At 65.6% G+C, this 22,979-nt stretch carries 31 protein-coding genes; 20 read left to right on the forward strand and 11 right to left on the reverse strand.

Annotated features, from left to right (window positions below):
- Window positions 1-60: 60 nt before the first annotated feature.
- The 7 genes from MUK72_RS01675 to thpR form a co-directional block, all read right to left on the reverse strand.
- On the reverse strand, window positions 61-399 hold the full coding sequence (locus tag MUK72_RS01675) for a hypothetical protein (RefSeq protein WP_244703184.1): 339 nt from the start codon (window positions 397-399) through the stop codon (window positions 61-63).
- A 306-nt stretch (window positions 400-705) separates the two neighbouring features.
- Window positions 706-2,229: a signal recognition particle-docking protein FtsY gene (gene ftsY, locus MUK72_RS01680; RefSeq protein WP_244703186.1), complete on the reverse strand. Its 1,524-nt coding sequence runs from the start codon at window positions 2,227-2,229 to the stop codon at window positions 706-708.
- Window positions 2,230-2,232: 3 nt separating this feature from the next.
- Window positions 2,233-2,709, reverse strand: coding sequence for a prefoldin subunit alpha (pfdA, locus tag MUK72_RS01685; protein ID WP_004051842.1), 477 nt, complete (start codon window positions 2,707-2,709; stop codon window positions 2,233-2,235).
- A gap of 114 nt (window positions 2,710-2,823) precedes the next feature.
- Complete coding sequence (locus MUK72_RS01690; RefSeq protein WP_244703188.1) at window positions 2,824-3,489, reverse strand: translation initiation factor IF-6; 666 nt, start codon at window positions 3,487-3,489, stop codon at window positions 2,824-2,826.
- A gap of 1 nt (window position 3,490) precedes the next feature.
- Window positions 3,491-3,769: a 50S ribosomal protein L31e gene (locus tag MUK72_RS01695; protein WP_244703190.1), complete on the reverse strand. Its 279-nt coding sequence runs from the start codon at window positions 3,767-3,769 to the stop codon at window positions 3,491-3,493.
- Complete coding sequence (locus tag MUK72_RS01700) at window positions 3,766-3,918, reverse strand: 50S ribosomal protein L39e (RefSeq protein ID WP_004051839.1); 153 nt, start codon at window positions 3,916-3,918, stop codon at window positions 3,766-3,768. Before MUK72_RS01700 ends, MUK72_RS01695 begins: the two co-directional genes overlap by 4 nt.
- 56 nt (window positions 3,919-3,974) lie before the next feature.
- The gene (gene thpR, locus MUK72_RS01705) at window positions 3,975-4,526 is read right to left on the reverse strand and encodes an RNA 2',3'-cyclic phosphodiesterase (protein WP_244703192.1); all 552 of its coding nucleotides are present in this window, start codon (window positions 4,524-4,526) and stop codon (window positions 3,975-3,977) included.
- A gap of 52 nt (window positions 4,527-4,578) precedes the next feature.
- Here thpR and MUK72_RS01710 point away from each other — a divergent pair, with 52 nt between their 5' ends.
- A complete protein-coding gene (locus MUK72_RS01710; RefSeq protein WP_244703201.1) occupies window positions 4,579-5,355 on the forward strand; it encodes a tetratricopeptide repeat protein in 777 nt (258 codons plus the stop codon).
- The gene (locus MUK72_RS01715) at window positions 5,327-5,620 is read left to right on the forward strand and encodes a DUF424 domain-containing protein (RefSeq protein WP_004051836.1); all 294 of its coding nucleotides are present in this window, start codon (window positions 5,327-5,329) and stop codon (window positions 5,618-5,620) included. The genes MUK72_RS01710 and MUK72_RS01715 overlap by 29 nt, the downstream gene beginning before the upstream one ends.
- A gap of 1 nt (window position 5,621) precedes the next feature.
- On the opposite strand, the gene MUK72_RS01720 is transcribed toward MUK72_RS01715, so the two are convergent.
- Window positions 5,622-5,906, reverse strand: a complete 285-nt coding sequence (locus MUK72_RS01720; protein ID WP_244703203.1) for a GYD domain-containing protein — start codon at window positions 5,904-5,906, stop codon at window positions 5,622-5,624.
- A 109-nt stretch (window positions 5,907-6,015) separates the two neighbouring features.
- On the opposite strand from MUK72_RS01720, the gene MUK72_RS01725 reads away from it, so the two are divergent.
- The gene (locus MUK72_RS01725; protein ID WP_004051834.1) at window positions 6,016-6,159 is read left to right on the forward strand and encodes a hypothetical protein; all 144 of its coding nucleotides are present in this window, start codon (window positions 6,016-6,018) and stop codon (window positions 6,157-6,159) included.
- A gap of 18 nt (window positions 6,160-6,177) precedes the next feature.
- Here the strand turns inward: MUK72_RS01725 and MUK72_RS01730 are convergent, their stop codons facing one another.
- Window positions 6,178-6,393: a hypothetical protein gene (locus tag MUK72_RS01730; RefSeq protein ID WP_004051833.1), complete on the reverse strand. Its 216-nt coding sequence runs from the start codon at window positions 6,391-6,393 to the stop codon at window positions 6,178-6,180.
- 207 nt (window positions 6,394-6,600) lie between these two features.
- On the opposite strand from MUK72_RS01730, the gene MUK72_RS01735 reads away from it, so the two are divergent.
- The gene (locus tag MUK72_RS01735; protein WP_244703211.1) at window positions 6,601-7,848 is read left to right on the forward strand and encodes an aminotransferase class V-fold PLP-dependent enzyme; all 1,248 of its coding nucleotides are present in this window, start codon (window positions 6,601-6,603) and stop codon (window positions 7,846-7,848) included.
- Between the two features lie 122 nt (window positions 7,849-7,970).
- A complete protein-coding gene (locus tag MUK72_RS01740; RefSeq protein WP_244703213.1) occupies window positions 7,971-8,342 on the forward strand; it encodes a DoxX family protein in 372 nt (123 codons plus the stop codon).
- A 7-nt stretch (window positions 8,343-8,349) separates the two neighbouring features.
- On the opposite strand, the gene MUK72_RS01745 is transcribed toward MUK72_RS01740, so the two are convergent.
- A complete protein-coding gene (locus MUK72_RS01745) occupies window positions 8,350-8,958 on the reverse strand; it encodes an MBL fold metallo-hydrolase (protein ID WP_244703215.1) in 609 nt (202 codons plus the stop codon).
- Between the two features lie 91 nt (window positions 8,959-9,049).
- Between MUK72_RS01745 and MUK72_RS01750 the strand changes: the two genes are divergently transcribed.
- The 15 genes from MUK72_RS01750 (at window position 9,050) to MUK72_RS01820 (ending at window position 21,471) form a co-directional block, all read left to right on the forward strand.
- Window positions 9,050-9,229, forward strand: coding sequence for a DUF5786 family protein (locus MUK72_RS01750; RefSeq protein WP_004051829.1), 180 nt, complete (start codon window positions 9,050-9,052; stop codon window positions 9,227-9,229).
- Window positions 9,226-9,810 (forward strand): endonuclease dU, encoded by a 585-nt coding sequence (locus MUK72_RS01755; RefSeq protein WP_244703217.1) that lies wholly within the window; start codon window positions 9,226-9,228, stop codon window positions 9,808-9,810. Before MUK72_RS01750 ends, MUK72_RS01755 begins: the two co-directional genes overlap by 4 nt.
- 75 nt (window positions 9,811-9,885) lie before the next feature.
- Window positions 9,886-10,065, forward strand: a complete 180-nt coding sequence (locus tag MUK72_RS01760; protein ID WP_244703219.1) for a hypothetical protein — start codon at window positions 9,886-9,888, stop codon at window positions 10,063-10,065.
- A 42-nt stretch (window positions 10,066-10,107) separates the two neighbouring features.
- On the forward strand, window positions 10,108-10,692 hold the full coding sequence (locus tag MUK72_RS01765; RefSeq protein ID WP_244705258.1) for a uracil-DNA glycosylase: 585 nt from the start codon (window positions 10,108-10,110) through the stop codon (window positions 10,690-10,692).
- Window positions 10,693-10,825: 133 nt separating this feature from the next.
- Window positions 10,826-11,479 carry an imidazole glycerol phosphate synthase subunit HisH gene (hisH, locus tag MUK72_RS01770; RefSeq protein ID WP_244703220.1) on the forward strand — a complete coding sequence of 218 codons (654 nt, stop codon included), beginning with the start codon at window positions 10,826-10,828 and terminating at the stop codon, window positions 11,477-11,479.
- Window positions 11,480-11,529: 50 nt separating this feature from the next.
- Window positions 11,530-12,471, forward strand: coding sequence for a cation diffusion facilitator family transporter (locus MUK72_RS01775; RefSeq protein ID WP_244703222.1), 942 nt, complete (start codon window positions 11,530-11,532; stop codon window positions 12,469-12,471).
- A gap of 73 nt (window positions 12,472-12,544) precedes the next feature.
- Window positions 12,545-14,701, forward strand: coding sequence for an ATP-dependent DNA helicase (locus MUK72_RS01780; RefSeq protein WP_244703224.1), 2,157 nt, complete (start codon window positions 12,545-12,547; stop codon window positions 14,699-14,701).
- Between the two features lie 141 nt (window positions 14,702-14,842).
- Window positions 14,843-15,259, forward strand: coding sequence for a DUF2178 domain-containing protein (locus MUK72_RS01785; RefSeq protein ID WP_244703226.1), 417 nt, complete (start codon window positions 14,843-14,845; stop codon window positions 15,257-15,259).
- Window positions 15,256-15,477, forward strand: a complete 222-nt coding sequence (locus MUK72_RS01790) for a helix-turn-helix transcriptional regulator (RefSeq protein WP_244703228.1) — start codon at window positions 15,256-15,258, stop codon at window positions 15,475-15,477. The genes MUK72_RS01785 and MUK72_RS01790 overlap by 4 nt, the downstream gene beginning before the upstream one ends.
- A 98-nt stretch (window positions 15,478-15,575) precedes the next feature.
- Entirely contained in the window at window positions 15,576-15,998 is a 423-nt protein-coding gene (locus MUK72_RS01795) for a PPC domain-containing DNA-binding protein (protein WP_244703230.1), read from the forward strand.
- Window positions 15,998-19,504, forward strand: a complete 3,507-nt coding sequence (locus MUK72_RS01800; RefSeq protein WP_244703240.1) for a DNA polymerase II large subunit — start codon at window positions 15,998-16,000, stop codon at window positions 19,502-19,504. The genes MUK72_RS01795 and MUK72_RS01800 overlap by 1 nt, the downstream gene beginning before the upstream one ends.
- Window positions 19,505-19,591: 87 nt before the next feature.
- Window positions 19,592-20,050 (forward strand): GAF domain-containing protein, encoded by a 459-nt coding sequence (locus tag MUK72_RS01805; protein WP_244703242.1) that lies wholly within the window; start codon window positions 19,592-19,594, stop codon window positions 20,048-20,050.
- Entirely contained in the window at window positions 20,037-20,237 is a 201-nt protein-coding gene (locus tag MUK72_RS01810; protein ID WP_244703244.1) for a helix-turn-helix transcriptional regulator, read from the forward strand. Before MUK72_RS01805 ends, MUK72_RS01810 begins: the two co-directional genes overlap by 14 nt.
- A 57-nt stretch (window positions 20,238-20,294) precedes the next feature.
- Window positions 20,295-20,588: a DUF7130 family rubredoxin-like protein gene (locus tag MUK72_RS01815; RefSeq protein ID WP_004051806.1), complete on the forward strand. Its 294-nt coding sequence runs from the start codon at window positions 20,295-20,297 to the stop codon at window positions 20,586-20,588.
- Between the two features lies 1 nt (window position 20,589).
- Entirely contained in the window at window positions 20,590-21,471 is an 882-nt protein-coding gene (locus MUK72_RS01820; protein ID WP_244703246.1) for a ketopantoate reductase family protein, read from the forward strand.
- A 17-nt stretch (window positions 21,472-21,488) separates the two neighbouring features.
- Here MUK72_RS01820 and MUK72_RS01825 read toward each other — a convergent pair whose 3' ends face one another.
- Window positions 21,489-22,955, reverse strand: coding sequence for a sulfatase family protein (locus MUK72_RS01825; protein ID WP_244703248.1), 1,467 nt, complete (start codon window positions 22,953-22,955; stop codon window positions 21,489-21,491).
- Window positions 22,956-22,979: the final 24 nt, after the last annotated feature.

Below are 22,979 nucleotides of genomic sequence, written 5' to 3' on the forward strand. Positions count from 1 at the left end.
GCGGCAGGCTAACCGTGCAGTATGTAAAGGCCTTTCTCGCTCAACGGGCACCCCATCGACCTACGGATCGTTCTTTTCGATGTACCGTTGAAAGTACGCTTTCTCGACCGTCCGTAATGGAATCGAGTCCGGTGCGATCTCTCGAATTGTCTTCAACAGTTTGGGATAGCTTGTAGCCGTGATCTGTTTGTCCTTCCCGAGGAGTTCGTCGTTCATGTATCGGTCACCGATTGCGTAATTCTCCGGGTCGTTGAAGGCGAGCAATACCGTCGAGGTTGCTGCTCCGACGCCGGGCAACGTGCTGAGGATTTCGACCTGCTGCTTTGGGTTTTCAGCGAGGAACGCCGCCTTGGTGATGTATTCGGCCACCTCTTCGGAAATATCGTCGAGACGTTCCACGTTGAGCCGTGCTCGTCCACCCTGGTTCAGTAGCTTCCATTCGATACAATCCGCGATTTCCGACTTCCCCAACCAGTTTTGTGAGCACAGCAATGTACTGATTCGCGATTCGATTTCCGTGTCCGTATATGACAGTTCCTCATCATACTTTCGCGCGCGGTGAGTGATCTCTTCCGTCGAAAGAACGTTCACATGCTCCGTTGCGATCCGAAACGGGAAGTATACTTCTTTGATATCGACCGATCAATTTCAGAACTCGTAGCAAGGATATTGGTACGGCGGCACAAACGGGTGCACCGTACGGCTTTATTCCTCGCTGCCGAGCAGCCGATCGACGAGCACGTCGGGCTCGAACCGTTCGAGATCGTCGTAGCCCTGGCCGGTGCCAAGGAAGAGAATGGGTTTGCCGGTGACGTGTGCGATCGAGATGGCCGCACCACCCTGCGAGTCGGCGTCAGCCTTCGCGAGGATCGCGCCGTCGATCGTCGCAGCGTCGTCGAACTCGCTGGCGCGGTTCGTGGCGTCTTGGCCCGCGACCGCCTCGTCGACGAACAGCGTCATGTCGGGATCGACGACGCGGTCGATCTTCTCCAACTGGGCCATCAGGTCGTTCGAGGTGTGGAGCCGGCCCGCAGTATCCCCCAAGACCACGTCGATGTCGTGGGCCTCGGCGTACTCGACGGCGTCGTAGAGCACGGCCGCCGGGTCCGATCCCTGCTCGTGGGCGATATACTCCTTGTCGAGATTGTCGGCGTGTTCGCCGAGCTGCTGGTTCGCACCCGCACGATAGGTGTCGCCGTTCGCGAGCACGGTCGAGAGGCCGCGTTCCTCGAAGTAGCGCGCGAGCTTGGCGATCGTCGTCGTCTTGCCGACGCCGTTGACGCCAGTGAAGACGATCGTCACGGGTTTGTCCGCCTCGGTGATCCGCTGCTCGAAATCGAACTGGCCGACCGAGATGACCTCGCGGAGCGCCTCGGCGAGCGCCTCTTCGACGACCAGGCCCGTGCCCTTCACCTGCGCGCGCGTCGCGCCGGTGAGCTCCTCGCGCAGTCGGTCGAGGATCGCCTCGGTGACGCTCATCTCGACGTCGCTTTCGAGCAGCGCCATCTCCAGCTCGAACAGCGGCTCCTCCAGCTCGGCGGCCTCGATGAGCGACTGGCCGGTGGCGAACAGCTTCGCGCGCGTCCCGATCCCGAGCGAGTCGTCACCCTCGTCTTCGGTCTCGTCGGCCGCTGACGGCGACGGGCGACGAAGCCTGGTTGGTTCGCGTTCGTCCGCAGCCTCGGACTCCGCTTCCATTTCGCCAGCCTCGTCCGCTTCGGCCGTTTCTACTGTCTCGGTCTCGTCATCGTCGACCGACGGTTCGACCGTCCCGGGTTCGACCGCCGTCTCGGACTCGACTGATTCGCTACCGTCCGGTTCACTACTAACCGGTTCGCCACCGACCGACGCGTCGACCGGCGTGTCGGGTTCCGTCGGTGTGTCGGGTTCGTCCGATACGTCGGATTCGGCCGGTGTGTCGGGTTCTACCGACGTTTCGGGCTCCGCTGGCGAAGGATCGGGTGTATCGGGTTCGGCTACCGGATCGGTAGCGTCGCCGGGTTCGGACGTCGCTGCGGTCGATTCGTCGGTCCCGGCGTCAGTATCGGCTGTGGGTTCGGTGTCCCCAACCGTGTCGGCGTCGCTCTCGGGAACGGGTTCGTCGGTTTCGGCCGCTGCTTCCGACTCCTCGACGCCCTCTTCGTCCTCGATATCGGCGGCCGCTTCGTCGATCTCCTCCTCGGCGTCGCGGCGAAAACTGCTGAGTCGGTCTTTGAGTCCGTCGAACATCGCCTACTCGTCGTCCGATTCCTCTCCCAGCCCTCCCATCTGGCCCTGGAGCTGCTGCATCTGCTGCTGTTGGAGCTGCTGGGCCTGCTGTTCGAGCTGGTCGCGCTCGCTCTCGATCTCCGTGATCTCCTCGTCGACCTCGTCGATGCGGTCGTCGAGCGCGTCGCGCTTGCGTTCGAGCGTCTCGATCGCCCCCTCCTCGTCGCGTTCGGCCGCGTAGCCACCGCCGAGGCTCACGACTGTCTCGTCGACGTCCTGAACTTCTGCACGGACGTAGGCATCGCCGCCGAGGGGCACCTGCACCGTCGCGCCGCTGTCGAGGTTTTCGAGTGCCTCAGTCGCCTCGTCGATCTCCCGCTGTTCCTCGCGGAACCCCTCGATCTCGTCCTCCATCGCCTCCTTCTGGCGTTCGAGAGCATCGAGCTCCTGCGAGAGCTGTTCGAGCTGACCGCCACCACCGCCGCCGCCACCCAGACTCATCGGCCTGCCTCCGTGCGGTACACTCGACTATGCGTCTCGCTGTCAGTGACGAACGTATCCATATCCCCGCTTGGGTGAGCGCGCCGGAAGTATGTTGTCCTCTGTCGGCGCGTCTCAGTCGATGTAGCCGAGCGCGTCCTCGATGCGACCGAGCTCCGGCCCCGTGCACTCCTCGCCGGCGACGTAGCCCGCCGCGTTCGCGAGCAGTCCCGAGCCGACGAGCGGCGCACCGTAGTTCACGGTCCCGATGTCCGCCGGTACGCCGAGCAGCTCCTCCAGGAAGTCGAGCTCCTCGTCGGTCGCCTGCGGGTGACAGAGCACGCCTCGATCGGTGGCGACCGCCGCCGTTCCCACGGTACGGACGCCCGCGAGCATCCCCTGCTCGACCGGCACGTCGAGATGGTCGCCGACCGCCTCGACGGCCTCGTCGGGGAGGTCGGGATGGACGTAGGCACCCTCGTCGTTTGCCAGCACGACGTTGCCGGCGGCGTTGATCCGGCCGGGCAGCGTCGCGACCGGCAGGTCGACGACGTCGGCGATGCGCTCGCGCTCGGTCGACGTGATGCGATCGGTCGCGAGCAGCCCGTTCGCGTTGCCGGCGACGAGCGCGCCAACGGTGCCGGAGCCGGCGATAGTCGTCTTCACGGCAGGCACGTCGAGCTCGTCGGTGAGTTCGTCGAGGAACGATTCCTCGATGTCGGGTCTGACGAGCAAGCAGTGGTCGGTCGCACGGGCGAAGACGCCGACGTACGAAGAACCTGAAAAGGCCGCGCGGAGCACGTTATTCGGCGTGCTCGGCTTCGACGACGCGCTCGCCCTCCTCCTCGAAGCGGGCGGCGCGTACGCGAAGCTTGCTCGGCGGGTTCGAGCGCCCGCGTGCCCAGACCGCCTCGTTAATCGAGGGGTCAAGGCGCACGGTGTCGGGGTCGGCCTTGAAGTGCTGAGCGAGATGATCGCGGATGAGCGTCATCGCTCTGTCGGCACTTTCGTGATTCGCGCCCGCCTTCACCTTGCGGAGCGGCACAGTGACAACGCGCTCCTCGAAGTCCTCGGCGCTCATTCGTCCGTGTCGCTCCGCCGCCAGTTGCGCCGTTTGGGGTTGCGCATCGTGTCGCGGTCGGTTTTCATGATGACCCACGCCGGCACGCGGGAGTTCTGTCGCTCGAGTTTCCCGAGGCGTTTCTTCTTCGCCTTCGAGTTCTTGCTCATGATGGACTCGTTTCCGCCGCGGCGCTTAAATCCTTGTCCTTCTGTCCGCCCATCGGTCACAACGCGAACCGCTCGACGGTGGTGTAGTCGGCTCCATCGTCCGTGAGAACGCTCTCTGTCAGTTCGACCGCTGCGATCTCACGAGTCCCGACCGTGGGATCGTCCTCGCGGAGCACGCGCTGGACGTGCTCTTTCCCGCCGGCGTGATCCATCCGCGCGATCGTCGCGTGCGGCGTGAACGCGTGGGCTTCCGGGTCGAAGCCCATCTCGGTGGTTCGCCCCTCGATCGCCTCGTGCAGCCGGGTCAGTTCGTCGCCACCCTCCCGGACGCCGATCCAGAGCACGCGGATGTACTCATCACTCGGGAACGCGCCGAGTCCGCCGAACTCCGCAGTGAAGGGATCGATGCCCGCCTCGTCGATCGCCGTTTCGAGCGCGTCGGTGAGGGCCGGGACGCGCTCGTCGTCCACGTCGCCGAGAAATTTCAGCGTGACGTGGACGTTTGCCGGATCGGTACGTCTGACCCCGCTCGCGTCGGCGAATCGGTCCTGAATGCGCTCGATTTCGGTGTCGAACCCCGCGAGATCGACGCTGACGAACAGGCGCATGATGGGACGAGGAGGCCACAGGCCTTAATCACGGTCGTCACATAGGGTGGCCATGACCGACGACGACCCGCGCGATCCCGACGGGGGCCGCGACCGGGACCATCCCTTCTCCGAGGGTGAGGGGTTCGACGATCCCGAGGGGTTCGACCTCGATCCGCCCGAACTCTCCGTCGACCCGAGCGAGGTCGACCCGATCGACTCGCGCGTCCTGACCGATCTGCTCGACGAGCGCCAGCTCGGCACCGAGAGCGTCGACGTCGAGGAGCTCGTCGACGTGGGGCTGAGCTACATCGAGATCAACCGGTACGAACAGGCCACCGAGACGTTCGAGCGCGCCGCCCAGTTCGCCGAAGACGAACGTGTCGAACAGGAGGCCCGGGTGAACAAGGGCGCGGCCCACGCCGAACTGGAGGAGTACGACGCCGCCATCGGGGCCTACCGCGAGGCGCTCGACATCGACGCCGATGCCGACCACACCGCCAGCGCCGAGACGAACCTGGCGTACGCGCTCTGGGAAAGCGGGCGCAGCGAGCAGGCGCTCGAACACGCCGAACGCGCCGTCGAACGGGACCAGCGCTTCGGACAGGGCTGGTACAACCGTGGCTTCTTCCTGCTCGAACGCGGGCTCGCCGAGGACGCGCTCGACAGCTTCGACAACGCGCTCCGGCTTGGCTTCCGCAACGCCGAGGTGCTGGAGGAGAAAGCCCGCGCGCTCGAAGAGGTCGGTGAGGACGAGCGCGCCGAAGAGGTCGCCGAGGAGGCCAGAGAGCTGCGCGAAGAGGCCGAGGAGGAACTCGTCCGTGATCGTCAACGAGCGCGAAACAGCTGAAGGGCGGCTCGTCGCCGTCTGTGACGACGACGTGCTCGGTGAGAGCTTCGAGAACGACGGCGTGACCTTCGAGGTCACCGAGGAGTTCTACGACGGCGAACCCGCCGACGAGGAGCGCGTCGTGGCGAGTCTCGCGCGTGCTCGCGTTGCGAACATCGTCGGCTCTCGGTCCGTGGATCTCGCGGTCGAACACGGCTTCGTCGAGGAGACGAACGTCCTCGACGTGGGCGGGACGACCCACGCCCAGCTCGTACGGCTCGGCTGAGCTACTCGTCGATCAGGTGGCCGAAATGTTCGATCGGCACGCCCTCCATCGTCGTCATGTCGAGTCCGTGGCGCTCGGCGGCCAGCGAGAGCTCGAACACCGTATCGCGGTCGGGAGCCTCGAAGACCAGCAGGAAGTCGAACCGGCCGAGCAGCGCGTAGGTGTCGATCATCTCGGCGTCGAGCTGCTCGACTTCGAGGTTGATGTCGCCCCACAGCGAAGCGAGCTCCTGAAGGTCCTGAAACTCCGCTCCGTCGGCTTCGACCAGCGATAGCCACGTCTGCATGAGAGCGTTCGGCGGGCGCGCAGTAAAGGGATTTCGGCCGTCGATCCGAGCCCGGCCCGCTTGCTTGTGCCGGCCGTGCTCGTATCCGCGTCGCGCCGCAGGAGTTCGCATGAGCTACTCGTCGACCATCGGCTGGTCGCTGTTCACCTCCGGCGTGGTCACGCTGCTGTTGAAGCTCGCGCCGTACGACTCGCTCTACTGGGGGATCGGACTGCTCGTCGTGGGGTTGCTCGTGATGTCGCGGCGACTCTGACGAACGAACCCCGGGCTTTCAGACGAGCCGTTCGTCCTCCCAGCCGCAGCTACACTTGGTTCGTGCGACGAGCACGCGACGACCGTCGGTACAGTTCGTATCGGTCGCCGTCGAGAGGTCGTGACGTTCCCCGTCGTCGGCCTCCGGACACCGCCGCACGAGCGGATCGAGCGACGGCGTCTGCTCGAAGCGAAGCTCCCCAGCCCCGTATGGCTCCCTGGCATCACGCACCATACAAACGGTAGATGGGGCCGCGCCCACTACACTCTTTCCGTTCGCCAGTGACACGATCGCCACGTCTGACCGGGCCACCGAGCCGATCGATCACGACGACGAGCGTGTGAGTACGCGCCCACCGGCAGGACTCGGCGATGATTGGGAGATCGTCGAGCGGTCGACTGACCGAAGGAGTGTTGGCCGTTCAGTTCCTACACGTCGCCAATGAGCACTCGATCCGAGGAGCCGCTCGATATCGGGCGCATCAGGGACGAGTTCCCGATCCTCGAACGCGACGTCGGCGACGGTCAGCGCGTCGTCTATCTCGACAACGCCGCCACGAGCCAGACACCCGACCGCGTCGTCGACGCGATGAGCGACTACTACCGGGGGACGAACGCGAACGTCCACCGGGGCATCCACCACCTGAGCCAGGAGGCCTCGCTGGCCTACGAGAACGCCCACGACCGGCTCGCCGAGTTCGTCGGGGCTTCGGGCGGTCGCGAGGAGATGGTCTTCACGAAGAACACGACCGAGGGGCTGAACCTCGTGGCCTACGGCTGGGGACTGCGCGAGCTCAAACCCGGCGACGAGGTCGTGCTCACGGAGATGGAACACCACTCCTCGCTGGTCACGTGGCAGCAGATCGCCAAACGGACAGGGGCCGACGTGAAATTTATCGAGGTCGACGAGGCGGGCCGCCTCGACATGGAGCACGCACGCGAGATCATCGGTCCGAACACCGAGATGGTCTCCGTGGCACACGTCTCGAACACGCTTGGAACCGTCAACCCCATCGCCGATCTCGCCGATCTCGCCCACGAGCACGACAGCTTCATCTTCGCCGACGGCGCACAGGCCGTCCCCCACCACTCCGTCGACGTCGAGGAGCTGGGCGTGGATTTCTACGCCTTCTCGGGCCACAAGATGTGCGGACCGACGGGCATCGGCGGGCTCTACGGCAAGAAGGAGCTGCTGGCGGCGATGGAGCCGTTCATGTACGGCGGCGGGATGGTCCGCAAGGTCGAGTTCGACCGCACGACGTGGGCGGACGTGCCCGAGAAGTTCGAGGCCGGCACGCCGCCGATCGCCGAGGGGATCGCGCTCGCCGAAGCCGCCGACTACCTCGACGACGTCGGTCTCGACCGTATCGAACACCACGAGCGCGAACTCGTCGAATACGCGATGGATCGGTTGGAGTCGTTCGACGACATCGAGATCTACGGGCCGCCGGCCGACGAGCGCGCGGGGCTCGTCTCGTTCAATCTCGACGGCGTCCACGCCCACGACCTCGCGAGCATCATGAACGACCACGCCGTGGCGATCCGGCCGGGCGATCACTGTACGCAGCCGCTGCACGACGTCCTGGGCACGGCAGCCTCGGCACGCGCGTCGTTCTATCTCTACAACACGAAAGACGAGGTCGACGAGCTGATCGCCGCCATCGACGAGGCGCGCGAGCTGTTCGCCTGAGTTGCCGAGTTCGTTGCGTTTGGCAAGGGCTATGTGAGTGCCGCACCGAACGACTGTATCGTGATATCGACCACTGCGTTCGCGGCTCGATACGGCGAACAGTCACGGGAGGCGACCCGCTGATGGGACGACTCGAAACACTCGGGCGTGCGCTGTTCGGCGGCGTACTCGCCTACACGGCGATCGACAACCTGCGCGACATCGAGGGGATGAGCGCCTACGCCGATTCGAAAGGCGTGCCGGCGGCCGATCGCCTCGTGCCGCTGTCGAGCGTCATGCTCCTGTTCGGCGGCATCGCCACCGTTCTCGGGCGCGCGCCGCGTCTCGCGGGCGGTGCGATCGCGGCGTTTCTCGTCGGCGTGACGCCGACGATGCACGATTTCTGGAACAAGGACGAGGAAGAGCGCGATAGCCAGCTGATCCACTTCCTGAAGAACACCGCGATGCTCGGCGGCGCGCTCTTCTTCCTCGGGAGCGGCCCCGAGGAGAACTGAGTCGTTTTTAGTCGGAATATTTCGGTTCGCGGCGCTCGGCGCGTTCGAGCGCTCGCTCGATCACTGCGCGCACGTCGCCGTGGAACTCGTCGCCGTGACCGGCGTACATCCGTTCGACGCCCTCGGGCAGTCGGTCGAGGATCCGTTCGATGCTCTCGATGAGCACGTCTCTGGACTGGCCAGCCATGTCCGTGCGGCCGAAGCTACCGTCGTCGAACGCACCGTCGTCGTGAACCACGGCGTCTCCGGAGAAGATCGTGTGCTCGGAGACCAGCGAGACGTGGTCGTCGGCATGGCCCGGCGTGTGGATTACCTCAAACCGTTCGTCACCGATGGCGACGGTATCGCCGTCGGCGATCTCTTCGGTGCGCCGCGGATGATCACCGTAGGCGAGCAGATCGGCGTCGAAGCGGTCGAGCACGGCATCGAGTTCGCCGACGTGATCGCCGTGCTGGTGCGTGAGGACGACCGCATCGATCTCGTCGGTGTGCTCGGCGACGACGTCCTCGACGCCGGCCATCGTTCCGGCGTCGACCAACACTGTTCGCTCGCCCGTGACGAGATAGACGTTCGCCGTGAACGTCTCTGCGCCCTTCGTGACGGTGTGGACGGCCATGCCGATCGTGGGGGAGCGAGCGTTTTGAGGCTGCCGAAAAACGACTGAAAGCTGACAAACGATTTTTCCGTTGCCTTCCCGTAGTCCACGTATGGGCTTTGGGAGCTACGATGAATCCGAACAGGGGAATCAGGAGTACGACACCGACTTCGAGGACGACGAAGACGGGCTCAAAACCGAGGAGGAGGCGCACGCGGGCGAGGTGAACTTCGAGTTCAGCGCCTCGAACGACGAGCTACTCGACAAACTCGAGGACATCAAAGAGGAGTGAAGGCCGGGACGCGCGCGCTCGGGATCGCCGAATCCTACCGGGGCGAGCGCGGCCGGAGCACGCTCGCTGGCGCGGTCGTCCGGGCCAGCCGCGTCGTCGACGGGTTCGTCGTCGGCTCCTGTACCATCGGCGGCACCGACGCCACCGAGACCATCGTCGATCTCCACGACCGCCTCGACCGTGCGGACGTGAATTATCTCTTCGTCTCGGGCATCGCGCCCGCGTGGTACAACGTTCTCGACCTCCAGCGTCTCCACGACGCGACCGGGATACCCGTGCTCTCGATCTCCTTCGAGGAGAGTCCGGGTCTGGAGCCGGCGCTGCGGGAGGAATTTTCCGGCGACGCGCTCGCGACCCGGCTCGACACGTATCGTGCACAGCCGCCGCGTCGTCGATACTCGGTCAACGACGAGACGCTGTTCGTCAGAAGCATCGGTATCGACGACGAGGAGGCCGCCAGAGTGGTCCGCGAGTTCACGCCCGAAGGTGGACGGCCCGAGCCGCTACGGGTCGCCCGGCTGGCCGCCCGTGCCGCCGATTCCTGGACGACTGACGAATCGAAGACGGGTAGCGACGGCTGATTCGGACTGATTCTCGTCCCTATCTCTCTCTCTCTCTCTCTCGAAACCGCGCGAAAACCGCGAATGCTGACGACAATGAGAGACCGCAACCGCCCCGCACCGCCCACATACCTCCCCAACCGATTCGCTCGTTCGTTTCACTCACTCGCTCATCCCTCGCACGCCGATCCGGTTCGGTGCTCGCTGGCGAGCACCGAACGCGAGCGCGCGCCGACCGCAGTCGAAACGGAGGGGATGCCAAAGCCGGACGGTTAAGACCTGTCGTGCCCCACGTCGCGTGTGAGCAAAACGGGCCATATGGACGGGCTGGAGGTCGATTCTTGCGAGCGCTGTCCCGCACTCTGCGAGTCGCGGAGCCGCATCGTCAACGGCGACGGACCGGACGACGCCGAACTGCTGTTCGTCGGCGAGGGGCCGGGTGAGAACGAGGACGAGACCGGCGAGCCGTTCATCGGTCGGAGCGGGACCGTCCTCGACGACGCGCTGCGCGACGCCGGGCTCGGCCGCGAGGACATCCGCATCACCAACTGCGTGCGTTGTCATCCGCCGGACAACCGCGATCCCCACACCGACGAACTCGCGAACTGTCGGGAGTTCTTGGAACAGGAGATCGCGACCGTCGGTCCCGAACTCGTCGTCACGCTCGGGAAGGTGCCAACCGAACACCTCCTCGGACGCGACGCGCGCGTGACGGAAGAGGCGGGCTCCATCGAGGAGGCCCGTATCGACGGAACACCACAGCGAGTGCTCGTCTGCGTCCACCCGGCGGCGACGCTCTACGACGCCTCGCAGAAGGAAACCTTCACCGAGACGATCGCCACGGCCGCCGGTGTCATCGGCGCGGGCGAGGGCGATGGCCAGTCGCGTCTCGGCGGGTTCTGATCGCGACTATCGCACACCACCGATCACGAGCTGAGACACCGAAACGGATGAATTCGGGGCCGCTGCGCGACAGTGGATCGGTGCGATTGTCGCGATACCAAACCGCTTTGCCAGCGCGGTGCGTGCGGCTCGTATGAGCACGGGACACGCCCAGCAGACGACGGCGTCGGTGGCCGTCGTCGATTACGGGCTCGGCAACCTCCGGAGCGTGACGCGGGGCCTCGAACGCGCCGGGGCCAGTGTGGACGTTTCCGACGATCCGGCGGAGTTCACCACCGCCGACGGCATCGTTCTCCCGGGGGTCGGCGCGTTCCGCGAGGGCGTCGAGAACGCCGGCCCATATCGTGAGGCACTGCTGGAGGCGGCGGCCGACGGCACGCCGGTGTTCGGCATCTGTCTCGGCATGCAGATGCTGCTGACCACGAGCGAGGAGGCCGACCGCGCCGGCGAGGGCGAGGTCGAGGGGCTCGATCTGATCCCCGGTCGCAACCGGCGGTTCACCGGCGATATGAAAGTCCCCCACATGGGCTGGAACGAACTCGCTGTCGAACGCGACCACCCGCTCGTCGACGGTGTAAATGGAGAGTACGCCTACTTCGTCCACTCCTACTACGCGGCACCCGACGACGAGGGCGCGACCGTCGCCAGCACCGAGTACGGGACGCGGTTCCCGAGCATCGTCGCCGACGAGTCGGGCACCGTCTTCGGCACGCAGTTCCACCCCGAGAAGAGCGGCGAGACCGGCCTGCGAATCCTGCGGAACTTCGTGACGCTCTGTGACGAGTAGCCGGCCAGTCGCGTAGAAAGTCCTTTGCGAACGGCGCGAGCAGGGCTGACATGGCAGAAAGCAGATCCGTCGTCATCGCCGCCCTCGTCGCCAACGGGGCCATCGCCGTGCTGAAGTTCCTCGGCTTTCTCCTCACCGGCAGCGCCGCGATGCTGTCCGAGACCTACCACTCGATCTCCGATACGGGCAACCAGATCTTCCTGCTCATCGGGATCCGGTACGGGAAGAAGGAGGCCAACCGCGAACACCCGTTCGGCTACGGGAAGGCACAGTTCTTCTATAGCTTCCTCGTCTCGGTGCTCCTCTTCGGCATCGCGGGCTGGGAGAGCGCGAAACACGGCTACGACGCGATCGTCCATCCCCACCCGCCGGGCACGGGTGCGGTCAGCCTGCTGGGAGTGACCTTTCCCGGCGTCTGGATCAACTACGCGGTGCTCATCGGTGCGATCGCCTTCGAGAGCTACGCGCTGAAGAAAGCCTACACGGCGATGCGCCGCCAGATCGACGACCACGGCTGGAGCGGCTTTCGCGAGGCGTTCCGGAAGACGAGCGACGTGACCACGCTGACGGCGCTGACCGAGGACACCATCGCGATATGCGGTGCGGGACTGGCGCTGTTCGGGGTGTTCCTCAGTCGGGTCACGGGCAACCCGCTCTACGACGCGGTCGCCGCCCTGCTCATCGGTCTGCTCCTGATGGGCTTCGCGGTCGCGCTCGCGTGGGAGAACAAGCGCCTCCTACTCGGTGAGAGCCTGCCGGCTACCGAGGAGCGCGAACTGCGCGAACTCGTCGCCAATTGGAGCGGCGTCGATACCGTCGTCGATTTCCGGACCGTCTACTTCGGCCCCGAGGAGGTCATCGTGACCGGCGACGTCGAGTTCGATCCGCGCTTCGAAACCACGTCGATCGACGAGCGGATCACCGAGATCGAGGACGCGCTCGTGGAAACCAACCCACAGGTGCAGAAGGTCTATATCGAGCCCGAGGTGTAGGCACACCGCGCGAGATCACTTCCGCCCCGGTACGCAAATCCTTATGCCCGAAGGCGCGCCAGTTTTCACTACTGTGGCCGCCGACGCGTCCCCCCTCCGGTTCTTTCCCTACGAGTCGCCGTACGAGAACCAGCGCGAGGCGATCGAACGCATCCACGACGCGCTCGGGGAGAGGACGGACGTCCTCTTCGAGGGTGCCTGCGGCACGGGCAAGACGCTCTCGGCGCTCGTGCCCGCCCTGGAGTTCGCCCGCGAGGAGGACAAAACCGTCGTGATCACGACGAACGTCCACCAGCAGATGCGCCAGTTCATCGAGGACGCCCGCGCCATCAACGACCGCGAACCGCTCCGCGCGACGGTGTTCAAGGGGAAATCCTCGATGTGTCATATCGACGTCGACTACGAGGAGTGTCAGGTGCTGCGCGACAGCACGAAGGACCTCGTGGATGCTGAGGAGGATCTCGACGATCTCGAAGCGCGCGAGGAGGATCTCCTCGACGCGAGTCAGTCGGGCGACGCCGACGCGACCGAAGCGCGCAGCGCGGTGATGGACGAACTCGAAAACGTCGAGAGCGAGGTCGAGGAGCTGCGCGAGGAGTCGATCTGCGAGCACTACTACAACAACCTCACCGTCGACACCGAGGCGTTCTACGCGTGGCTCGCCAGCGACGTGCGCACGCCGGAGGAGATCTACGAGTACGCAGAACAGGAGAACCTCTGTGGCTACGAGCTCCTCAAGGACGGAATGGAGGAGATGGATCTCGTGGTCTGCAACTACCACCATCTGCTCGATCCCGTGATCCGCGAGCAGTTCTTCCGGTGGCTCGGGCGCGACCCCGAGGACGTCATCGCCGTGTTCGACGAGGCCCACAACGTCGAGAGCGCGGCGCGCGAACACGCCACCCGGACCCTGACCGAGACGACTCTCGATAGCGCGCTCGCCGAGTGCGACGACAGCGACGATCCGCGGGCTCCGCAGGCGAGAAACGTCGTGAGCGCCTTCCGGAAGGCGCTCGTTTCGACCTACGACGAGGAACTGGGCTTCGGCGAGCGCGAACACGTCGGCGAGGACTGGGAGGATCTGGAGATCGCCAATAGCGAGGGGCGCGACGATCTCACGCTCGCCTTTCTCGATGCCTACACCGGCCAGGGTATCGAGGGTGACGTCGAGGCGGCGCTCGCGCTCGGAGCAGCCCTCGATCGGGAGTACGACCGGAAATACCGCAACGGCGAGACGCAGGTCCGCAAGGAGTGCCAGACCCTTCAAACAGCTCGGTTCGTCGAATCGTGGCTCGAAGACGGGGCATCCGGTGGTCGTCATCCCGTGATCTCGGTGCGCGAGGGGCCGGATGGAGTATACGGTCGTGCGGAATCCTTTGCCTCGATCCCGCGCGACGTGACCGAGCCGCTCTTCGAGAACCTCCACGCGAGCGTGCTGATGAGCGCGACGCTGCGGCCGTTCGACGTCGTGACCGACGTGCTCGGGCTGGAAGAACCGGAGACGATGGCCTACGGGCTGACGTTTCCTGAGGAGCGCCGCCGGACCTTCGCCGTGGACACGCCGGCGCTGTTCGCCAGCGAGCGCGACAGCAGGGACGTCCAGCGAACGATCACCGACACGCTCGACGACGCGATCCGGTTCACGCCGGGCAACACGCTCCTCTTCTTCCCGAGCTATAGCGAGGCCGAGCGCTATCACGACCGCGTCGCCGCCGCGACGAACGCGACGACGTATCTCGACGAACCGGGCGAGGCCGTCGAGTCGCTGCGCGAGCACTTCGCCGCCGGCGAGCACGGCGCGCTCTTCACATCGCTGTGGGGTACGCTCGCCGAGGGCGTGAGTTTCGACGGCGACGACGCCCACACCGTCGTCGTGGTTGGCGTTCCCTATCCGCATCTCGACGACCGGCTCGAAGCCGTCGAGGACGCCTACGACGCCGCCTACGGCGCTGGCTGGCAGTACGCCGTCGAGATCCCCACCATCCGCAAGACGCGGCAGGCGCTCGGGCGCGTGCTGCGCTCGCCCGAGGAGATCGGCGTGCGTGCGCTGCTCGACGCGCGCTACACCGAACGCGGCCGGCAGGAGATGGGCAAATACGGCGTCCGCGAGACGTTCCCCGAGGAGGAGCGCGCCGAACTGCTCGACGTCGCGCCGGAGAAGCTCAAGTTCGCCATGCTCAACTTCTACTCCGATCACGCGGCCTACGACGGCGATTCGCCGACGCCCTGAGCGAATCGACGAGATTGGCCTCTGGTTTTCGAGTACGATCGTCCTGAGCGACGGATCGATCAGCAACAGATTTATTATGGTGTGTAAAATACGCTTTACTGTAAAGCGAGCTTTACGGAACGTTCGCTTTACACACGAACCATGACACAAACCGAAACAACCGGACGGAGGCGCTTCACGAAGAGACGCCGCTATCGCCGCGTGATGTGGGGTTTCGTTTTTGGCGGCGTCGCCATCGCTCTCGCACTCAGATCGCTCGGCTACCCGTTCATCGGCGAAGCGGTGTACTGGATCGGAGCTATCGGGTTTCTCGCCGTCTGGCGCGGTACATCGCTCACGCTGTTCGATGAGCGCGATAAGTCACTCGAACAGCGCGCAGCGGCAACGACACTGGCCCTGTCCGCGCCAATATTGGTCGTCGGCGCATCCGCTGCCAGAATACTCACGTGGGCCGACATCTACACCGTGCCGACAGTGGTGTGGGGTGCGCTGTACGGCTACGTCGCGCTGTTCGTGACGTTTGGAGTCGTCATCACGTGGCTTCGGTATCGCAGATGAAAAACAACGTTCGGCGGCATCGGGATGGTGCAGGCATGAGCCAAGCCGACCTCGCGGCGGCCGTCGACGTCACTCGCCAGACGATCAACGCGGTCGAGCGCGAACGCTACGAGCCATCGATCGAACTGGCGTTCAAACTGGCCGCCTATTTCGATTGCCGGATCGAGGACCTGTTCGATCCCGAGCTGAACGGAGTCGGGACGGACCGCGACGACTGAAGTCCCGTCTCGGTGGGTCGATCACTCGACAGGGGGCCGACCCGATCGATGCCGTGGCGAACTGAAGGTTTTTGCCGCCGCCGCGCGAGTGGATGGATATGAACTACCGGGAACTCGACGGGGGGCGCGAGTTCGTCGCCGGGCTGGACCACGGCGCGGACTGGCGCGCGGAGATCGAAGCGCTCGCGACCGACGCGGGCGTCGACGCGGGTTTTTTCGTCGCACTCGGCGCGGTGCAGGACGTCGAACTGTTCTTCTACGATCAGGGTAGGCAGGAGTACGATTCGATCGCGTTCGACGAACCGCTCGAAGTCGCCGCCTGCGTCGGTAACGTCTCGTGGCTCGACGGCGATCGGTTCGCCCACACCCACGCGGTCTGCTCGCGCGCGGACGGCTCGACCGTGGCGGGCCATCTGGATTCGGGCACAGTGTTCGCCGGCGAGGTGTATCTCCGGGAGTTCGACGCCCATCTCGAACGCGAGCACGACGAGACGACCGATCTCGATCTCTGGCCGCTCTGATGAGAGCGGACGACGAACGCTACTTCGAGGGGATCGAGGGCCAGCTCGACGAGGCCATCGCGATCGCCGAGGAAGCACGCGGGAAGGGTGGCGACCCGACCCCCGAAATCGAGATTCCAGTCGCCAAGGACATGGCCGACCGCGTGGAGAACATTTTGGGGATCGAGGGCGTCGCCGAGCGCGTACGCGAGTTGGAGGGCGAGATGAGCCGGGAGGAGGCTGCCCTCGAACTCGCGGCGGATTTCGCCGAGGGTCGGGTCGGCGACTACGAGACACAGGCCGGCACGATCGAGGGCGCGGTCCGGACGGCGGTCGCACTGCTCACCGAGGGTGTCGTCGCCGCGCCGATCGAGGGGATCGACCGGGTCGAGCTCGCGGACAACCCCGATGGAACACAGTTCGTCCGCGTCTTTTATGCGGGACCGATCCGCTCGGCCGGCGGCACCGCTCAAGCCCTCTCGGTGCTCGTCGCCGACTACACGCGCTCGTTACTCGGACTCGGTGGCTATCAGCCCCGCGACGAGGAGGTCGAGCGCTACGCCGAGGAGGTCGATCTCTACGATTCGGAGACCGGGCTCCAGTATTCGCCAAAGGACGCCGAGACGAAGTTCATCGCCCGCCACTCGCCCGTGATGCTCGACGGTGAGGCCACCGGTCAGGAGGAGGTTTCTGGCTTTCGCGATCTCGAACGGGTGGGGACGAACAGCGCGAGAGGGGGGATGTGTCTCGTGCTCGGCGAGGGGATCGCCCAGAAGGCACCGAAAATCGAGCGCTACACCAGCGAGCTGGACGAGGTCGACTGGCCGTGGCTCGACGACCTGATCGCGGGGACGATCGGCGGTGCCGATGACGAGGAGGCCGACGAATTGGACGGCGAGGACGAATCGGACGAATCGGCCGAGGAAGCGATCGAGGAGACAGACGACGAGCCGGCGGGACCGCTCCGGCCCGACCCCTCCGAGAAGTTCCTCCGGGACCTCATCGCCGGCCGGCCGGTCTTCGGTCATCCGAGCGAGGCCGGCGGATTTCGCCTGCGTTACGGCCGTGCGCGGAATCACGGCTTCGCGACTGCGGGCGTCCATCCGGCGACGATGCATCTCGTCGACGACTTCCTCGCGACCGGCACCCAGCTCAAGACCGAACGACCGGGGAAAGCCGCCGGCGTCGTCCCCGTCGATTCGATCGAGGGGCCCACGGTCAGGCTGGCGAACGGCGACGTCCGGCGCATCGACGACCCGGCGGAGGCGCTCGAACTCCGCAACGGGGTGGAGGCGATCATCGATCTCGGCGAATATCTCGTCAACTACGGTGAGTTCGTCGAGAACAACCACCCTCTGGCACCGGCCTCCTACACCTACGACTGGTGGATCCAAGAGTTCGAGGCCACCACCGCGGACGTGCGCGCGCTCGCCGACTCGACGCGCGTCGATCTCGAACAGCCCACATCCGCGGAGGCGATCGAGTGGGCCATCGAGTACGACGCGCCGTTGCATCCCGACTACACCTACTGCTGGCACGATATCTCCGTCGACGAGTTCACGACGCTCCGCGAGGCGGTCGCGGCCGGCGAGTTCGTCGACGGCAGACTGGCGCTCGAACCCCGTCCTGCGGTCCGCGAGGCACTCGAAGCACTCCTCATTCCCCACACACAGGCCGGCGATGCGCTCAGGATCCCCGACCCGATGCCGTTCGTTCGCTCGCTCGGGTTCGACGAGTCGCTCGACGGTACGGCGGACGAGCCCTCGGAGGCGGCACGCGAGTGGCCCAACGCGATGGAGGCAGTTCGTGAGGCCGCGCCCTTCGCCCTTCGCGAGCGCGCGCCGACGCGCATCGGCGGGCGGATGGGCAGACCGGAGAAATCGGAGACGCGTGAGCTCTCGCCGGCGGTCCACACGCTCTTTCCGATCGGCGAGGCCGGCGGCAACCAGCGCGACATGAGCAAGGCGACCGAGTACGTCCACGACGACGGCGGCGAGCGCGGCGTCGTCCCCGTCGAGATCGGCCGTCGGGAGTGCGTCGACTGCGGCGAGCGGAGCTACGAAACGCGCTGTCCGGACTGTGGTGCGCCGACCGAACCGCGCTATGAGTGTCCCGACTGCGAGATCGCGGTCGAACCCGACGAATCCGGACAGGTGGAGTGTCCCCGGTGTGGCGGCGAGGCGTGGCCGACCGAGTGGCAAGCAGTGAACCTCCGCGAGGAGTACCAGGACGCGCTGGACGCGGTCGGCGAGCGCGAGAGCGCCTTCGACATCATGAAGGGCGTGAAGGGGCTGACCTCGGAGCTGAAAACCCCCGAACCGATGGAGAAAGGCGTTCTCCGGGCGAAACACGGCGTCTCGACGTTCAAGGACGGCACAGTCAGGTACGACATGACCGACCTGCCCGTGACGAGCGTGAGACCGGCGGAACTCGACGTCTCGGTCGAGCAGTTCCGCGAGCTCGGCTACCACGAGGACATGAACGGCGACCCGCTGCGCCACGACGACCAGCTCGTCGAGCTCAAGGTCCAGGACGTCGTGCTCTCGAACGGCGCGGCCGAGCATATGCTCAAGACGGCCGACTTCGTCGACGACCTGCTCGAAAGCTACTACGGACTGGAGTCGTTCTACGAACTCGACGATCGGGACGACCTCGTCGGCGAACTCGTCTTCGGGATGGCCCCGCACACCTCGGCGGCGGTCGTCGGTCGCGTGATCGGCTTCACGAGCGCCGCCGTCGGCTACGCACACCCGTATTTCCATGCGTCGAAAAGACGCAATTGTGACGGAGATGAAGATTGTGTGATGCTTTTGCTGGACGGGCTACTCAACTTCTCGAAGGCCTACCTGCCCGACAAGCGCGGCGGGCGGATGGACGCGCCGCTGGTGATGTCCTCGCGGATCGACCCGGCCGAGATCGACGACGAGGCCCACAACATGGACGTCGTCGAGTCCTACCCGAAGGAGTTCTACGAGGCGACCCTGGAGATGGCCGATCCCGGGGGCGTCGACATCGAGATCGCCGAGGAGAGCGTCGGCACCGAGGGCGAGTATTCGGGCTTTCGCCACACCCACGATACATCCAATCTCGCGCTCGGGCCGTCGCTGTCGGCGTACAAGACATTGGGGTCGATGACCGAGAAGATGGACGCCCAGCTCGAACTCGCCAGAAAGCTCCGTGCGGTCGACGAAACAGACGTCGCCGAGCGCATCATCGAATACCACTTCCTGCCCGATCTCATCGGCAACCTTCGGGCCTTCTCCCGGCAGGAAACCCGATGTCTCGACTGCGGCACCAAGTACCGCCGGATGCCGCTCACCGGCGAGTGCCGAGAGTGTGGCGGGGACGTGAACCTGACTGTGCACGAGGGCTCGGTGAAGAAGTACATCGGCACCGCCACTCGCGTCGCCGAGGAGTACGGCACTCGTGACTACACGAAACAGCGCCTCGAAGTGCTGGAGCGTACGCTCGAAAGCGTGTTCGAGAACGACAAGAACAAACAGAGTGGGATCGCCGATTTCATGTGAAAACGGTGGTGGCGGAGGAGTGCGTACGGACGTGCGTCGTGAGTTCCGCAGCGTTAACCGGCCGGCGGCGGTAGAGACGGCGAAACGATGAGCGACGAACGCACACCCTCGACGATCGAACCGGACCCCGACGAGGAAACGGCGGCAGTCCTTCGGGAGACGGTCGAGGCGTTCGACTGCACGTCGGGGACGCTCCATCGGCGGGACGGCGACGAACTGACGCTCGTCGCGTCGGTCGACATTCCGGAATCCGTGCTCTCACGAATCGAGAGGATCCCGATCGGCAAGGGGATGGCCGGGTTGGCCGCCGAGCGCGCCGAACCGGTCGACGTCTGCAACCTCCAGACCGACGACTCGGGCGTCGCCGAGGAGGGCGCGCGGGCGACCGGGATGGAGGGATCGCTGGCCGCCCCGATCTTCGGGGCCGACGACAGGGTCGAGGGGACGATCGGGATCGCCAAACCCGAACGGTACGAGTTCCGGGCCGACGAACGCGAGGAGTTGATGACCGTCGGGCGGCGAGTCCTCGATCATGACGACGCATAACCCGCCGCTCGGCGCAGAACTCCGTGATCGCCGACGAGCGCACGGCCTCAACCCGACGGAGCTGGCGAGCCACCTCGATACGACGGCGACCGCGATCAGAGCGTGGGAGGAGGGCAACCAGGAGCCGAGCGACGAGCAGGCAGCCGCGCTCGTGGAGCTGTTCGGCGAGAGCGAGCGCTCCGGGTAGTCGAGCGAAGGTGAGTCGGGCGGTGGAATTTATACCGATCGACGACGAACGACTGCCATGAGCCGCGAGTCCACGACGGTCACGGTCGGCACGACCGTCTACACCGAGGAGGGCGAGGAGATCGGTACCGTTCGTGGGTTCGACACGGACGGCTTCTTCGTCACGACCCGCGAGGGCGTCGAATCGCTCTCGGTCGAACACGAGCGGGCGGGCCACGCGCTCGGCGAGGCCGAGCTGATGTGGCGCTGTGGCGAGTGCGGCGAGATGGGGGATCTCAAGGGCGGCATCCCCGACAGCTGTCCCTCGTGCGACGCACCGAAGGAGGAGCTGTACTACTGGACCGAAGACTGACGTGGAGATCCTGATTTTCGGTGCGGGGAGTCTCGGCAGCCTCGTCGGCGGGCTCTGTGCACGCGAGCACAGCGTGACGCTGGTCGGGCGCGACCCGCACATTGCGGCGGTCCGTGAATCGGGGCTCGCCGTCGAGGGGGCCGTTGATTTCGCAACCCATACCGAGGCCAGAACGACGGTCCCCGAGCGGGCCGATCTCGCATTTGTCACCGTGAAATCGTTCGACACGCCCGCTGCCGGGCGCGCGCTCGCCGACTGCGATCCAGAGATAACCTGCTCACTCCAGAACGGTCTCGGCAACGAGGAGTTGCTCGCCGCGCAGCTCGACACCGTGCTCGCCGGCATCTGTACCTACGGTGCGCGATTGGCTTCACCCGGTCGGGTCGAGTGTACCGGCATCGGCGAGATCGCGCTCGGCGCACCCGACGGCGGTTCCTCGGCGGCCGCGGAGCGCGCGGTCGAGGCGCTCCAGTCGGCGGACATCGACGCCGTACACGACGACGGGATGCCGAAGCGACTCTGGCGAAAGCTCGCCGTCAACGCTGGGATCAATCCGACGACCGCGCTCGCTGGGGTGGAAAACGGTGCGCTCGCCGATGGCCCGCTCCACGATGTCGCCAGCGAGGCCGCCCGCGAAGTCGCCCGCGTCGCCAGGGAACAGGGCATCGAACTCGCCGAGGGCGAGGCGGTCGCAGCGCTCGAATCGGTGGTCGAGGCGACCGCGAGGAACACCTCGTCGATGGCGCAGGACGTCGAAGCGGGGACGAAAACCGAGATCGACGCGATCAACGGTGCCGTCGTCGATCGTGCCGAGAGTCGAGTACCAGTGAACCGGACGCTCGCCGCGCTCGTTCGTGCGCGTGAGCGTGGATATCCCGACTGAACGGGCAATACTGGTTCTCAGTCGATGTAGCCCAGATCTTCGAGGCGCTGTTTGGCGTCGTCGCCCATCTCCGAGAGCACTTCTTCACCCTCGACGCTCCCCCAGTCGTCGCGATTTTGCTCGAACTCGGAGAGGGCGCTTTCGAGGTCGGCGATGACCGGGTCCTCGTCGCCGGTGCGATCCGCGAGTTCCTCGGGATCGCTGTCGAGCCGGTAGGCCTCGTCGGCGATGCGCTCGTTGTGGATGTATTTGCCGTCGGGCCGACGGGCGGCACGCATCCGCGAGTAGAACCGCGAGTTCTCGTCGAGCTCGATACCAGCGGCGCTGGCCTTGTTCTCCAATTGGTTGAGCTCCACGACCGGCCGGTGATACTCGACGAAGGCGTTCTCGCCGCCGGCGAACTCGCGGTAGCTCTCGGAGAGCAACGATCGGTCGCGGTCGAGCGGGAGGCCCTTGCCGCGCGCGTCGGCGTGATCGAGCACCGTGTGGTAGAGATCGACGAGTTCGACCTGTTCGTCGCGCCGGCCCGGCTCGAGGTCGGGGTGTTTGACCATGAGCGGGACGTTGACGATCGGGTCGTAGACCCCGAACTCGTGGCCGTAGAGGCCGTGTTCGCCGTGGAGCTCGCCGTGGTCGGCACAGACGATCACGAGCGTATCGTCCCACTCGTCGTTCGCGCGCATCCACTCGAACAGCCGGTGGAGCTGGGCGTCGACGTGGTGGATCTCGGCGTCGTAGAGCCCGCGGATCGAGTTCCACTCGGCCTCGCTAATCGTCCGCGCGCCGCTGTTGTACTCCTTCGAATTCTGACAGACCTGTGTGGAGTCCACACCGGGTGCGAACAGCTCCTTGTGCTCCTCGGGTGGGTGGTAGGGGAGATGGGCGTCCATCAGGTTGATAAAGGAGAAGTAGGGTTCGTCGGTGTCGTCGATGAACTCGATCGTCCGGTCGATGACGGCGGGCGTCTTCGAGTCCGCTCCCTCGCCGCTCGCGAGGAACTCGTGGATCTCGTTGCCGAGGTTGACGAGCCAGTCGGCGGCCTGCCGGAGGCGCTCGTTGTCGTTCATCGTCTTCCAGACGCGCGCGAGCGGCCCCGAGAGCAGGTCGCCGGGCATCACCTCGAAGAAGTTGTCCTGGCTGTCGAACCCGTCGGTGAGATGCGTGTAGGGCGTGATCCAGGCGTTTGAGGAGTAACACGAACTTCGGTGGTCAGTGAGCGACTGAGCAAGCGTCGGGTGGCCTTCGAGATAGGGTTTCTCCTGGGTCGCGTTGTGCTCGCCAGGATAGCGACCGGTGAACATCGAGGCGTGCGAGGGGAGCGTCCACGGGGCCGGGGCGACCGCCTGATCGTAGACGGCGGCTTCCTCGGCGAACGTTTCGAGTCCGGGCGTCGTCTCGCGCTCGTCGTCGTAGACCGAGAGGTGGTCCTTGCGGACCGTGTCCATGACGACGAACAGGACGTTCCGCGCGGGCGTGTCGCTCATACGTTCCCGTGGCGACCGCGACCC

This window comes from Halococcus dombrowskii (assembly GCF_022870485.1).
Lineage (GTDB): Archaea > Halobacteriota > Halobacteria > Halobacteriales > Halococcaceae > Halococcus > Halococcus morrhuae.

What these genes read in the sequence shown, in the direction of transcription:
- ftsY (WP_244703186.1), bottom strand. Translation starts at nt 2,229, where the DNA reads ATGTTCGACGGACTCAAAGACCGACTCAGCAGTTTTCGCCGCGACGCC.
- pfdA (WP_004051842.1), bottom strand. Translation starts at nt 2,709, where the DNA reads ATGAGTCTGGGTGGCGGCGGCGGTGGTGGCGGTCAGCTCGAACAGCTC.
- MUK72_RS01695 (WP_244703190.1), bottom strand. Translation starts at nt 3,769, where the DNA reads ATGAGCGCCGAGGACTTCGAGGAGCGCGTTGTCACTGTGCCGCTCCGC.
- MUK72_RS01700 (WP_004051839.1), bottom strand. Translation starts at nt 3,918, where the DNA reads ATGAGCAAGAACTCGAAGGCGAAGAAGAAACGCCTCGGGAAACTCGAG.
- thpR (WP_244703192.1), bottom strand. Translation starts at nt 4,526, where the DNA reads ATGCGCCTGTTCGTCAGCGTCGATCTCGCGGGGTTCGACACCGAAATC.
- MUK72_RS01710 (WP_244703201.1), top strand. Translation starts at nt 4,579, where the DNA reads ATGACCGACGACGACCCGCGCGATCCCGACGGGGGCCGCGACCGGGAC.
- MUK72_RS01720 (WP_244703203.1), bottom strand. Translation starts at nt 5,906, where the DNA reads ATGCAGACGTGGCTATCGCTGGTCGAAGCCGACGGAGCGGAGTTTCAG.
- MUK72_RS01725 (WP_004051834.1), top strand. Translation starts at nt 6,016, where the DNA reads ATGAGCTACTCGTCGACCATCGGCTGGTCGCTGTTCACCTCCGGCGTG.
- MUK72_RS01730 (WP_004051833.1), bottom strand. Translation starts at nt 6,393, where the DNA reads ATGGTGCGTGATGCCAGGGAGCCATACGGGGCTGGGGAGCTTCGCTTC.
- MUK72_RS01735 (WP_244703211.1), top strand. Translation starts at nt 6,601, where the DNA reads ATGAGCACTCGATCCGAGGAGCCGCTCGATATCGGGCGCATCAGGGAC.
- MUK72_RS01740 (WP_244703213.1), top strand. Translation starts at nt 7,971, where the DNA reads ATGGGACGACTCGAAACACTCGGGCGTGCGCTGTTCGGCGGCGTACTC.
- MUK72_RS01745 (WP_244703215.1), bottom strand. Translation starts at nt 8,958, where the DNA reads ATGGCCGTCCACACCGTCACGAAGGGCGCAGAGACGTTCACGGCGAAC.
- MUK72_RS01750 (WP_004051829.1), top strand. Translation starts at nt 9,050, where the DNA reads ATGGGCTTTGGGAGCTACGATGAATCCGAACAGGGGAATCAGGAGTAC.
- MUK72_RS01760 (WP_244703219.1), top strand. Translation starts at nt 9,886, where the DNA reads ATGAGAGACCGCAACCGCCCCGCACCGCCCACATACCTCCCCAACCGA.
- MUK72_RS01765 (WP_244705258.1), top strand. Translation starts at nt 10,108, where the DNA reads ATGGACGGGCTGGAGGTCGATTCTTGCGAGCGCTGTCCCGCACTCTGC.
- hisH (WP_244703220.1), top strand. Translation starts at nt 10,826, where the DNA reads ATGAGCACGGGACACGCCCAGCAGACGACGGCGTCGGTGGCCGTCGTC.
- MUK72_RS01775 (WP_244703222.1), top strand. Translation starts at nt 11,530, where the DNA reads ATGGCAGAAAGCAGATCCGTCGTCATCGCCGCCCTCGTCGCCAACGGG.
- MUK72_RS01785 (WP_244703226.1), top strand. Translation starts at nt 14,843, where the DNA reads ATGACACAAACCGAAACAACCGGACGGAGGCGCTTCACGAAGAGACGC.
- MUK72_RS01790 (WP_244703228.1), top strand. Translation starts at nt 15,256, where the DNA reads ATGAAAAACAACGTTCGGCGGCATCGGGATGGTGCAGGCATGAGCCAA.
- MUK72_RS01795 (WP_244703230.1), top strand. Translation starts at nt 15,576, where the DNA reads ATGAACTACCGGGAACTCGACGGGGGGCGCGAGTTCGTCGCCGGGCTG.
- MUK72_RS01800 (WP_244703240.1), top strand. Translation starts at nt 15,998, where the DNA reads ATGAGAGCGGACGACGAACGCTACTTCGAGGGGATCGAGGGCCAGCTC.
- MUK72_RS01805 (WP_244703242.1), top strand. Translation starts at nt 19,592, where the DNA reads ATGAGCGACGAACGCACACCCTCGACGATCGAACCGGACCCCGACGAG.
- MUK72_RS01810 (WP_244703244.1), top strand. Translation starts at nt 20,037, where the DNA reads ATGACGACGCATAACCCGCCGCTCGGCGCAGAACTCCGTGATCGCCGA.
- MUK72_RS01815 (WP_004051806.1), top strand. Translation starts at nt 20,295, where the DNA reads ATGAGCCGCGAGTCCACGACGGTCACGGTCGGCACGACCGTCTACACC.
- MUK72_RS01825 (WP_244703248.1), bottom strand. Translation starts at nt 22,955, where the DNA reads ATGAGCGACACGCCCGCGCGGAACGTCCTGTTCGTCGTCATGGACACG.